The 10,491-nt window shown below is 39.8% G+C and carries 11 protein-coding genes; 5 read left to right on the forward strand and 6 right to left on the reverse strand.

The genetic code is table 11. The features are described from left to right. Positions 1-320 precede the first annotated feature (320 nt). Positions 321-965 (reverse strand): YqiJ family protein, encoded by a 645-nt coding sequence (locus tag GVX98_RS03700; RefSeq protein ID WP_159127295.1) that lies wholly within the window; start codon positions 963-965, stop codon positions 321-323. Between the two features lie 459 nt (positions 966-1,424). Continuing rightward, a complete protein-coding gene (gene trpS / locus GVX98_RS03705; RefSeq protein ID WP_159127296.1) occupies positions 1,425-2,438 on the reverse strand; it encodes a tryptophan--tRNA ligase in 1,014 nt (337 codons plus the stop codon). Between the two features lie 197 nt (positions 2,439-2,635). Between trpS and GVX98_RS03710 the strand changes: the two genes are divergently transcribed. Both GVX98_RS03710 and GVX98_RS03715 read left to right on the forward strand, forming a co-directional pair. Further along, complete coding sequence (locus GVX98_RS03710; RefSeq protein ID WP_159127297.1) at positions 2,636-3,562, forward strand: DUF808 domain-containing protein; 927 nt, start codon at positions 2,636-2,638, stop codon at positions 3,560-3,562. Between the two features lie 41 nt (positions 3,563-3,603). Next, positions 3,604-4,509, forward strand: a complete 906-nt coding sequence (locus GVX98_RS03715; RefSeq protein WP_159127298.1) for a neutral zinc metallopeptidase — start codon at positions 3,604-3,606, stop codon at positions 4,507-4,509. A 54-nt stretch (positions 4,510-4,563) separates the two neighbouring features. Here the strand turns inward: GVX98_RS03715 and GVX98_RS03720 are convergent, their stop codons facing one another. Further along, positions 4,564-5,121 (reverse strand): hypothetical protein, encoded by a 558-nt coding sequence (locus GVX98_RS03720; protein ID WP_159127299.1) that lies wholly within the window; start codon positions 5,119-5,121, stop codon positions 4,564-4,566. A 223-nt stretch (positions 5,122-5,344) separates the two neighbouring features. On the opposite strand from GVX98_RS03720, the gene GVX98_RS03725 reads away from it, so the two are divergent. Next, a complete protein-coding gene (locus GVX98_RS03725; protein ID WP_159127300.1) occupies positions 5,345-6,844 on the forward strand; it encodes a sodium:proton antiporter in 1,500 nt (499 codons plus the stop codon). A 114-nt stretch (positions 6,845-6,958) separates the two neighbouring features. Further along, the gene (locus GVX98_RS03730) at positions 6,959-7,282 is read left to right on the forward strand and encodes an MGMT family protein (protein WP_159127301.1); all 324 of its coding nucleotides are present in this window, start codon (positions 6,959-6,961) and stop codon (positions 7,280-7,282) included. A 43-nt stretch (positions 7,283-7,325) separates the two neighbouring features. Here the strand turns inward: GVX98_RS03730 and GVX98_RS03735 are convergent, their stop codons facing one another. After that, on the reverse strand, positions 7,326-7,766 hold the full coding sequence (locus GVX98_RS03735; protein WP_004982711.1) for a universal stress protein: 441 nt from the start codon (positions 7,764-7,766) through the stop codon (positions 7,326-7,328). A 516-nt stretch (positions 7,767-8,282) separates the two neighbouring features. Here GVX98_RS03735 and GVX98_RS03740 point away from each other — a divergent pair. Beyond that, a complete protein-coding gene (locus tag GVX98_RS03740; protein ID WP_151836778.1) occupies positions 8,283-9,086 on the forward strand; it encodes a hypothetical protein in 804 nt (267 codons plus the stop codon). Positions 9,087-9,120: 34 nt separating this feature from the next. Here the strand turns inward: GVX98_RS03740 and GVX98_RS03745 are convergent, their stop codons facing one another. Both GVX98_RS03745 and greA read right to left on the reverse strand, forming a co-directional pair. Next, positions 9,121-9,738 (reverse strand): CatB-related O-acetyltransferase, encoded by a 618-nt coding sequence (locus GVX98_RS03745; RefSeq protein ID WP_159127302.1) that lies wholly within the window; start codon positions 9,736-9,738, stop codon positions 9,121-9,123. A 211-nt stretch (positions 9,739-9,949) separates the two neighbouring features. After that, the gene (gene greA, locus GVX98_RS03750; protein ID WP_004695598.1) at positions 9,950-10,426 is read right to left on the reverse strand and encodes a transcription elongation factor GreA; all 477 of its coding nucleotides are present in this window, start codon (positions 10,424-10,426) and stop codon (positions 9,950-9,952) included. Between the last annotated feature and the right edge of the window lie 65 nt (positions 10,427-10,491).

Here is a 10,491-nt window from a genome sequence, read left to right on the forward strand (position 1 = left end):
CTTCAAATATTACAGTAAGATATTGTAATATATAGATATATCTTTTTAACAATTAAATTTCTTGGTTAACAATTTTATGTTCGTTGAATATGACATTACTATTAACATAATAAATATGACATTATAACTTTTTCGCCACCAAAACCGGTACGTACGAAAGAGATTTCTTTGCTGGAACGACGGTACAGACGAGCAATAATAATGCCGATAATGACCAGAGCTGCAAAGATAATCCCTGCAAGAATAAGAATGTTATAGAAATTGTTGCTGAGCATAAGGGTCCCGATTTTATTTAAAGTTATAAGTACAAAATGAAAGAATTAAAGTGAAATGGCTTTAAAGCCAATCTTGGTTTTTTGAGTCAAAATGACTTCTTGACCTTGAGAAAAATGAAGGTCTGTTTCAGGTTCAACCAGTACATAATGCGTTTGCCCGAACTGATCTTGAACTCGTGCTTGAGCCGGTGAGTTGACTTTAGCCTCACCTAAAATAATTAGTGCTGTTCGTCCAATCAGCTCTTCACTGTAAATTGCTGTGGTTTCATCTTGTGGCAAAATTTTAGCAATCAGCATGGCGCTGTAACGAATCATAGGCATCGAAAGTATGAGGCAAAGTGGTGCCATGATCCATGCACTCCAATAGTTCCCGGTCCAAGTTTGAAGAATGGACTGTAGAATAAAGCCACTTAAGCTATATAGAGTGAGGAAGATAATCAGCCAAACTAAAAGAGGAACACGGCCGATAAACAACCAATCCAGCAATGCATTGAACCAACCTTGATCGGCATCTAGTGCAATGTCGACGTCTTTAGTACTGCCTAAGTCATCAGGTAGGAATTGGTTAAGTAGGCCTTGTGAGCCGCCTCCTAACACCAATAAAATCAATTCGAGCAGTCCCAATAAAAACATCAGACTGAGGCAAATACTAAAAATTAAATTGGATGGGTGAGTAAATAATTCCCACATTCTAAAGGTTCTCTATTTTTTTGCTGTTATCAGTTAAGTGTAAATTTTTAAAAAGAATTGTATTGAAATTGGGCTTTAGCATAGCATTCAAAAAACAGAATGTCTAAGTTTGTTGGCACGTAACGAGAAAGCGATTTAATTGTGATTTGACAAATTTTAGGCAAAAAAATACGCAATGATTGGGGTATTCATTGCGTAGAACTACGAATCTGTTGTTACACAGTTTCGGTAAAAAGGAGAAACGTTATATCTCAGGGTTAATCTAAGCTATGGACTCATCATAAGGGCTGTGCATTCTTATTTCATGAGTATTCACGTTAATTACTGTAAATTTAGGTTAACAAGCGACACTAAATGTCAGTTTTTGAGATGCATGTGGCTTGTTTTTGTTTGTTTAGTGATCAAAAAAGCCTTTCTCAGTGAGAAAGGCTTAAATATGCGCTTTAGTTTAAGGTGGGTTTAGAAATGAAACACCCCTAAACCCGATTTAACTTCATCTAGAGTCTGTTGAGTGATATCACGACATTTGTCTGTACCAGTCTTCAAAATATCCATGATGTAATCAGGATCTTTCGCAAGTTCCATACGACGTTCACGAATTGGCGTGATCAGCTCTTTCAATACGCCTTCAAGACGTTTTTTCACTGTACCATCGCCCAAGCCGCCACGGCGGTAATGTGCTTTCAGTTCTTCAACTTCTTCTTTGTTTGGATCAAACGCATCTAAATACGTAAATACGATATTACCTTCAACCTGACCTGGGTCTTCAACACGCAGGTGGTTCGGGTCGGTGTACATCGCATTAACAGCTTTTTTAATGTCTTTATCTGTTGCATCCAACACAATGGTATTGCCCAAAGATTTTGACATTTTGGCTTTACCATCAAAGCCAGGTAAGCGGCTCATATTGGAAAGCAGAGCCTTACACTCAGGTAGTAATTCCTGACCAATCTGACGGTTTAAGCGGCGTACGATTTCATTGGTCTGTTCGATCATTGGAATCTGGTCTTCACCCACAGGTACAACTGTTGCTTTAAATGCGGTGATATCTGCCGCTTGTGCGACGGGGTAGCATAAGAAACCAGCTGGAATATCTCGTTCGAAACCACGCATCTGAATTTCAGACTTAATGGTTGGGTTACGTTCTAAACGAGACACGGTCACAAAGTTTAGATACAACATGGTGAGTTCATTCAGCGCGGGTAAGCTCGACTGCACGCAAATGGTGGTTTTGGTTGGGTCAATCCCGACTGCTAAGTAATCTGTGGCAACTTCAATAATATTGCGGCGAACTTTTTCAAAGTTATCTGCATTGTCAGTAAAGGCTTGAGCATCGGCCAATAATAAATGCTGATGGTGTGAATCCTGCAAACCCACACGTGAACGTAAAGATCCGACAAAGTGCCCTAAATGAAGTTGTCCCGTTGGACGGTCGCCTGTCAAAATAACAGGACGGTTGTCTTGATTACTCATTATCTATTTCCAAAGTCGTCGTAGCGACATGCTATTTTCAAAGAATGCAGACATTGTACGGCATAATCTTTTTCAATGTCAGTCTTAAAAAAACTGCAGTGAAAAAATTATAAAATCAGTTAAATTTCAAAAAACAAATATTCAAAAGCTTAGATCACAGATTAAAATGTCAGAATTCTCAAGATGGATAAAAATAAATGGCGAGTAGCTTATTAATATTACTAGATGATATTGCCACGATATTAGATGACGTTGCGGTCATGAGTAAAATGGCGGCAAAAAAAACGGCTGGTGTTTTGGGCGATGATTTAGCACTCAATGCTCAACAGGTCAGCGGGGTTCGTACTGACCGTGAGCTGCCTGTGGTTTGGGCTGTGGCAAAAGGCTCTTTTGTTAATAAATTAATTTTAGTCCCTGCGGCGCTGTTGATTAGTGTAGTTGCGCCGTGGCTGATCACGCCACTGTTAATGATTGGTGGTTTATTTCTATGTTATGAAGGGGTAGAAAAAGTCCTACATAGTTTGCATCACAAAAAAGCCAAAACCGAAGAAGAAGCCAGCCAAGAATTAACTGCGTTTGAAACGGATATGGCAACTTTTGAAAAAGATAAGGTCAAAGGCGCGATTCGTACCGACTTTATTTTGTCGGCAGAAATTGTGGTGATTTCACTGGGGACTGTGGCTGCAGCAACTTTTTCAACCAAAGTCATGGTGTTGTCTGTAATTGCCATTTTAATGACCGTCGGTGTGTATGGTTTTGTGGCGATGATTGTCAAAATTGATGATTTAGGACTGTATCTGACTCAGCAAGCCTCTTCATTTAAGCAAACGATTGGCCGCGGTTTATTGGCTTTTGCACCAAAACTAATGAAGACCTTAACCATCGTGGGCACTATCGCGATGTTTTTAGTGGGTGGTGGCATTATTTCCCACGGCGTGCCTTTATTGCATCATTTCACTGAAGGTTCAGTGGATTATGCTGAACATATTCCAACTGTGGGCAGCATTGTAGGGGCATTAACCCCAACACTGATTAACTTAGTGATTGGTTTTGTGGCTGGTTTGATTGTATTGGCTATTGTGAGCTTGATTAAAAAAGTTTGGCCGAGCTCAAAAAAGGCATAAACTGGATCGGGTCAGCATGTATTAGAAGAAGGAAGAGTGCTATGCGTTGGAAGGGACGTCGTGTCAGTAGCAATGTCGAGGATCGTCGCGGTGGTGGCGGTGTCAAGGCGGGTGGCATCAGTATTTTAGGGCTGATCGTTGCCTTTGTGGCATGGAAATTTCTAGGAGTCGATCCGCAGCAAGCCTACCAAGCCACTAAACAAGTGACCGCACAAACTGGAGCGGCAGAAACCCAAGGTTTAGATAACCCAACGCCTGATCAGCAGGAAGCGATGGACTTTGTCGGTACGGTACTGGCCGATACTGAAGACACATGGAGTAAAATTTTCCAACAGCAATTGGGACAACAATATGTTCCACCGAAGTTGGTGATGTTTTCAGGAGTGATCAATTCGGGTTGTGGTACTGCTCAGTCTGCAATGGGGCCGTTTTACTGTCCAGCAGATCAGAAGGTGTATATCGACACCGCTTTCTTTAAAGACATGCGAACTCAAATGGGTATTGGCGGGGAGCAAAACCAAACGGAGTTGGCGCGCCAAGATCAAGCGGGTGACTTTGCTCAGGCTTATGTAGTGGCACATGAGGTTGGACATCATATTCAGACCATTTTAGGGATTTCTCAACAAGTGCAAAAGGCTCGTGCACAGGGCTCAAAAGCGCAAGGCAATGCTTTATCGGTACGCCAAGAGTTACAGGCTGACTGTTTAGCAGGAGTATGGGCGCATCATAACAATCAACGAACTCAGTTCTTAGAGCAAGGCGATGTTGAAGAGGCGATGGATGCGGCACATAAGATTGGTGATGATTACCTACAAAAGCGGGCAACAGGGCAAGTGGTCCCTGATAGCTTTACCCATGGAACCAGTCAACAGCGTATGACTTGGTTTGGCACTGGCTTTAAGTCGGGTCAAGTTGAAAGTTGTGATACCTTTAACCAAGCCATTTAAGCCATAAAAAAAGAGGCGATTGATCGCCTCTTTTTTTATTTCAATCAATTCTTTCTATCGGTTTAAGAACTGCTTAAAGTTTCGAGCAATACGGACACTCACATATAACGCAATACAGGCAAATAACAACACCCCAAACACCACATACTTTAAGTTGCTCATATCCGCACGGTAAAACTGTTGAATTTGTTCAGGCGTATAACGCAATGTTTTAACATCTTGTGTGCGTGTATCGAGATAACTGACTTGCTGAATATAGTTAAACTGACCTGCTTTGAGTAGTTCAATTGACTGAATTTGGCGGGTATGTTGTTCGTTGTAATCATCCACACAAATGTCAGTTAAATAATGATCACAGCTGAGTTTGGCGATATAACCCTGATTGGCCACATGCAAATAAATATGATCATCGGGAGCTTTATTGTTTGAAAGTAGAACCAGTGTTTGATCGGGACGAGAGTTCATTTTAAAACTTTGGGCTGAGGCAAAATTTTGCTCAGCCTGTAAAATTTCTTTGGTTTTTGCAAAGCAGGTCAGAAACAACGCAAAGGTTGTCAGGAAAATAATCAGTGCGAAGAACATCCGAAAGATGGTTTTAAAAGTGAATTGCATAGGAGATCAAACTTGGCCAAAGGGAAAGTTCACGCATAAAAAACATGCATATGCCCTATGTTAATTCATCATTCGGAGAAATGTTAAAAAAATTATTTTTTTCGGGCGTTGATGTGAAAAATGATTAAAATATTTCGAGCATCAATGTGTATGAAATGAACTTTTATTCCATAGATAAGCACTGAAAGCCGCCGTCTCCCCAACCGCCCAATTTGGAAGTTCAATGGGAAATTATTTTTTTCTACAAGTTTTTACCGTTATTTTTGCATTATCCATTGCAACGACTATTTTCAATAAACGCATTTTAGGTTTTCCTCAAGCCATTGGCGTACCCATCGTTTCTGCCATTTTTGTCTTTATTTTACAGTGGGGTGCGAGCCTGCTGAGTGGTAATCAGTTTATTACCATCAATATTCACAACATTGAAGAAGCGGTTCGTCACATCGACTTCTATGACTTTTTAATCAATGGTGTGATTTGCTTCATTTTGACCTCTTCGGCACTGAAGTTCAAAGTCTCAGATTTACGTAGTTATTGGAAGCCGATCAGTATTTTAGCCAGTATTGCGTTGGTACTGTGCGCCGTGTTCTTTGGGGTGGTGCTCTATGGTTATCAGTTCATCATTGGACAGCATGTCGATTTATTGGTGCTTTTGCTGTTGGGTGCTGCATTGGGTGCAACGGACCCGATTGGGATCAAAGGCGTGCTCAGTTCGGTACGTGCACCGCATCATTTAATGGTCAAGCTTGAGGGCGAATCACTGTTTAATGATGCGATGTGTATTGCCTTGTTTATGACGCTTTTAAATGTCTTACAGGGTGAAAACTTTACTGTCATGGGTGTGTTACAGACCTTACTCTATGAAATTTTTGTCGCAGTTATTATTGGTTGGGTCTTTGGTTTAGGTATCTTGCGACTGCTACGTGGTAAGCATGAAATGGAGTCGCTCATTTTAACCACAGCACTTTTGGCCTGCGGTTCGTACTTGGTTGCACTGTTTGCCCATGCTTCAGCACCGATTGCTTGCGTCATCGGTGGTTTGATTGTGGGGAATAAATGGAAAGAAATTTTACAAGAGCGCGAAATACGGGAAGTGAACCATTTTTGGCATACGGTTGAAGGGATTATTAACTCGTTCTTATTCACCTTAATTGGTTTGGAACTGTTTATTTTAGATCTCAGCTTTAGTCTGATTTTTGGCGGCATCGTCGCGTTTATTATTCTGCATGCTTCACGTTTTGCAGCGAACTATTTATCTTTTGCCTTTTTTCCCTCTTTCCGTAAGAAAAGTTATAACGGAAGTTTAGCGATTTTGTCATGGGGTGGAGTGCGTGGAGGGATCTCCTTAGCACTGATCTTAGCCGTAGCTAACGTGCCTGAGCTGAGCGAATACAGCAGTATCTTGATTGGTTATACTTTTATCGCCGTGTTGCTCTCAGGCATGGTCTGCGGTCTAGGATTACCAGCTGTAATGAATGCGTTTTACTACAACCCGAATGAAGAAAAGACGGGTTTTAAAGGCTGGTATCAACGCTTGTGTAATAAAATGAACCGTAAAGGTTTCAAGTATATTATTGGTGAAGATGCACAGGGCTATGAAACCATTATTGTCTATCAACCTGAAGCATTGATTGATGTTAAAGCAGATGACGGCATTGCTGCGGTGCATAACCCTGAGCGAGTTCAGGAAGTGAAACGTCTGGAAAGTCCTGATAACTTTTAGTGATTTACTCAACTAAAAAGCCCCTGTATTGGTGTTTCTTAGAATGAATGAGAGGGTCTATTTGAATCATATAACGATGTCATTATGGAATAATTAGAATAGGGCACATTTGAAATGGCAGAATCGATAGTCAAAGAACTGGCACCGATGATTTTTCAGGTGATCGCTCAGATTCCTTATGGACGGGTAGCCAGTTATGGACAAATTGCACGTTTAGCAGGCATTCCTAAACATTCGCGTTTAGTGGGCTATGTACTGAAACATATGGATGCAGACAGTAGTTTGCCTTGGTATCGGGTAATCAACTCCCAAGGGAAAATTAGCCTAAGTAAACTGAATGATCAGGGACAGAACATTCAAGCACAGTTACTTATGGCGGAAGGTATTTTAGTGATTGGGGGAAAAGTAAAAATGAAAGAGTTTCAGTGGAATATTTAAAATAGAAATGCTCTACCTCCGTGGAAGTAGAGCACTCGATGTATTACTGACGAACAACTAAAACAGGAATGTGCGCTTCACCTAAAACACTTTGTGCAACACTGCCTAGGAATAAACGTTTTAAACCTGTGCGGCCATGAGAGCCAATGACAATCAGGTCTGCTTTAGATGTTTCAGCTTCTCTAATAATTTCACGATGCACCACCTGACCTTCCAGTAATTTTGCTTCAACTGGAATGCCTAGATCGCTAAATTTAGCCGCTGCTTCCTCAAGTGTTTTCAAAACTGAAGTGCGCGCACGTTCAATTAAGTCATTGGTTTGAGTTGCAGAAATGTATTCGGCAGCAATGTAAGGGTCAAGTGCAAGTACTTGAACGACTGTAATTTTTCCGCCAAATGCTTTAGCAAGTTCAGCCGCTTGCGCAACTGCTGCATATGATGTTTCTGAACCGTCTACAGGGACTAAAATGTTTTGGTATGCCATGGTTGTTTCTCCTTATTATCAATTGATTATACGTGCAGATTTCTGTTCTAATGTATCACGGGTTAAATACAGCTTATACCTTGATATTAGCTGTATTTTTTAAAGAATAAAACCTAGTAAATTCATATGGATATTTGCATATGAAATGCTAATTTCTCACTTCTAAATTAGCACAAAAGCGTGTGAATAATAATCAATTTAACACTAAAGTTGAATGTAAATGTAGCGTTTAAGAAACATAGGCTTTGTCTAAAAAATAGCTTATATTTATTAATAACTTACTACTTTATAAATACGATGACAGATACGAATCAACTGAATTAGCAACGGACAAATTTAGAGAATGTTGAAATGTTTGTTAAGCTATTTTAAATTTTTCGAATGGTTATATTTAAAGAATAATAAGTAGTTGAATTTTAATGATAATGATAATGATAGAAAATACAACAATATATTTTAGTAACTTATTAGATGTTAAGCATTAGGTAGCTAAATATTTACCAACTAAGGCAACTCATGATTTTAGATTTTCTCAGAAAACCACTTACAGTCGTAGATTTTTTAGTCTTACTATTATTGTCACCAGTAATTATTAGTATTGTGATCTTTATTGCCATAATTTTAGAACCTAGTGATATTCCAAGTATAAAAGATCAGCCTTACGAGTGTGGGAGATTTGGTGATCAACAAATGAAGATCGATCGAAATTATCTATTTTTTGCAAGAGTTGAATACCAAGATGTGAACTATTGGGGTAAGAATGTTAGAGAACAGCATAATATCAAAGGATGCGATGATCAGATTCAAAATGCTAGTTTTGACGTCAAATGGCCTGAAATGGAGCCATCAGATGGATTTCAGTTGGATTCAAAAAATGTAAATAACATCACAGTAGCACTCAATCAGCGGACTATATGGCCAGAAGAACAAGAGAGCAAAGGCTTTTTTGATTCAATTGCTAGTTTAAAACTCTACTTAAGAGATATAGCAACACATGAAGAGATGAGCGCAAAAGAGATCAATGAAAAAAAAGTATTTAACCTAAATCTTGGACTCTACCAAATAGATGTTAGAGGAATCGGGCGGGTTTCTCAAAGAGTTTTTTGGCAAGAAGTTGAGGGGAAAGGAGTGGATGCCATTATCAATTGCTATTACTTTCAAAGTGAAAATACAAGTTGTGAATTAAGTTATCATGTACCAAATTATGGATTCAATACGAGCTATATAACGATCTATTTTCATGCAGAATTGCTTCCGCATTGGCAAGAAATACAACAAGATTCTTTTAAAATGATCGATTCTTTCCGGGTGAGGGTATAACAAGAAGAATGAGATGCTATCTCACAACAGATGTTTAATTCAGGTGTTCAATGAGTTGAGTAACATCACTCGTCTGTAACTGCTCACGCATTTTTAAAATCTGCTTTTCATCTAAGTCATAAAGTTTAAGGGCAAGCAGTTTTTGAATATCATCTTCTGGAAATCGGTATTTAATAATTTTTGCAGGTATACCACCTACAACCGCATAAGGTGGTACATTTTTAGTGACTACAGCACCCGTCGCAACCACAGCACCTTCACCGAGTGTTACACCCTGCATAATCATGGCACGTGAACCAATCCAACAGCCATCGCCAATGATGGTATCACCTGCTGGAACAAAACTACGCGTATCAAAGGGAAAGGCCGAAATCCAGTCAGTACGATGTAGTTGGTTACCACCCATCATAATGACGCATTCTGCGCCAAAACAAACAAAATTGCCGATATAGAGCTGATCAATCGGTTTGTCGGTTGTAGAAGGCTTATCATGCAAATAGCGCACGACACAACGTTCAAAACCCTGATCCCAATACGCTGAGTAGTAAGAGTAATTCCCTTTAATGTGAATATTCGGATTCTTCACCGTTTTAGAGATGAACTCAAACTCACACCAGTGTTTGACAGGAGAATTAATCAGGGGGTCAGACATAAAAAGACAGCGTTGGAGAGTGTGAGGAATTATAACAAATAAAACGCTTCCTTTGAAAAAGAGGGGAAATGGATGCCTTAAATCTATCTCATTCTTGGAGTGAAATTTCTCACGTGCATAAGAAGAGTGCTAGGGAGAGGTATTTGGGAAAATACAAAAACAAAAAACCCCTCAATCGAGGGGTTTCTACAGCCGTAAATATCAAAGAACCTTAGATATATGCAACTTTTACAATTTCGTATTCAACTTCACCCTGAGGGGTTTGAATTTTTACTTCGTCGCCTTCGCTTTTGCCCAAAAGGCCACGTGCGATAGGAGAGTTCACTGAAATTTTATTGATTTTAAAATCAGCTTCGTCATCGCCCACGATCATATAGGTCTTTTGTTCTTCTGTGTCTAAGTTTTCGATAGTGACTGTCACCCCAAAAACCACACGACCGTTTTGTTCAAGTTCTTTGACATCGATAACTTGAGCCGCACCCAATTTACCTTCGATGTCTTGAACACGACCTTCACAGAAACCTTGTTGCTCACGCGCAGCATGGTATTCCGCATTTTCTTTTAAATCCCCGTGCTCACGTGCTTCAGCAATTGCCGCAATAATACGTGGACGTTCAATACTTTTTAATTGATGTAATTCTTTCTCTAAGGCTAATTTGCCTTGGGGAGTCATAGGATAACGTTGCATTGTTGTCCCTCAAGTCTGTGAGTGTAAAAAATATAGGTTTATAAATGAAAAAAGCCCGCCACCGA

It is taken from the genome of Acinetobacter sp. 8I-beige, assembly GCF_902505955.1.
GTDB classification, from domain to species: Bacteria; Pseudomonadota; Gammaproteobacteria; order Pseudomonadales; family Moraxellaceae; genus Acinetobacter; species Acinetobacter johnsonii.

Bases quoted from the DNA above. Each gene is read 5' to 3' on its own strand.
- GVX98_RS03715 (WP_159127298.1), top strand. From the start codon at position 3,604: ATGCGTTGGAAGGGACGTCGTGTCAGTAGCAATGTCGAGGATCGTCGC.
- GVX98_RS03740 (WP_151836778.1), top strand. From the start codon at position 8,283: ATGATTTTAGATTTTCTCAGAAAACCACTTACAGTCGTAGATTTTTTA.
- GVX98_RS03735 (WP_004982711.1), bottom strand. From the start codon at position 7,766: ATGGCATACCAAAACATTTTAGTCCCTGTAGACGGTTCAGAAACATCA.
- GVX98_RS03710 (WP_159127297.1), top strand. From the start codon at position 2,636: ATGGCGAGTAGCTTATTAATATTACTAGATGATATTGCCACGATATTA.
- GVX98_RS03700 (WP_159127295.1), bottom strand. From the start codon at position 965: ATGTGGGAATTATTTACTCACCCATCCAATTTAATTTTTAGTATTTGC.
- GVX98_RS03725 (WP_159127300.1), top strand. From the start codon at position 5,345: ATGGGAAATTATTTTTTTCTACAAGTTTTTACCGTTATTTTTGCATTA.
- GVX98_RS03745 (WP_159127302.1), bottom strand. From the start codon at position 9,738: ATGTCTGACCCCCTGATTAATTCTCCTGTCAAACACTGGTGTGAGTTT.
- greA (WP_004695598.1), bottom strand. From the start codon at position 10,426: ATGCAACGTTATCCTATGACTCCCCAAGGCAAATTAGCCTTAGAGAAA.
- trpS (WP_159127296.1), bottom strand. From the start codon at position 2,438: ATGAGTAATCAAGACAACCGTCCTGTTATTTTGACAGGCGACCGTCCA.
- GVX98_RS03720 (WP_159127299.1), bottom strand. From the start codon at position 5,121: ATGCAATTCACTTTTAAAACCATCTTTCGGATGTTCTTCGCACTGATT.
- GVX98_RS03730 (WP_159127301.1), top strand. From the start codon at position 6,959: ATGGCAGAATCGATAGTCAAAGAACTGGCACCGATGATTTTTCAGGTG.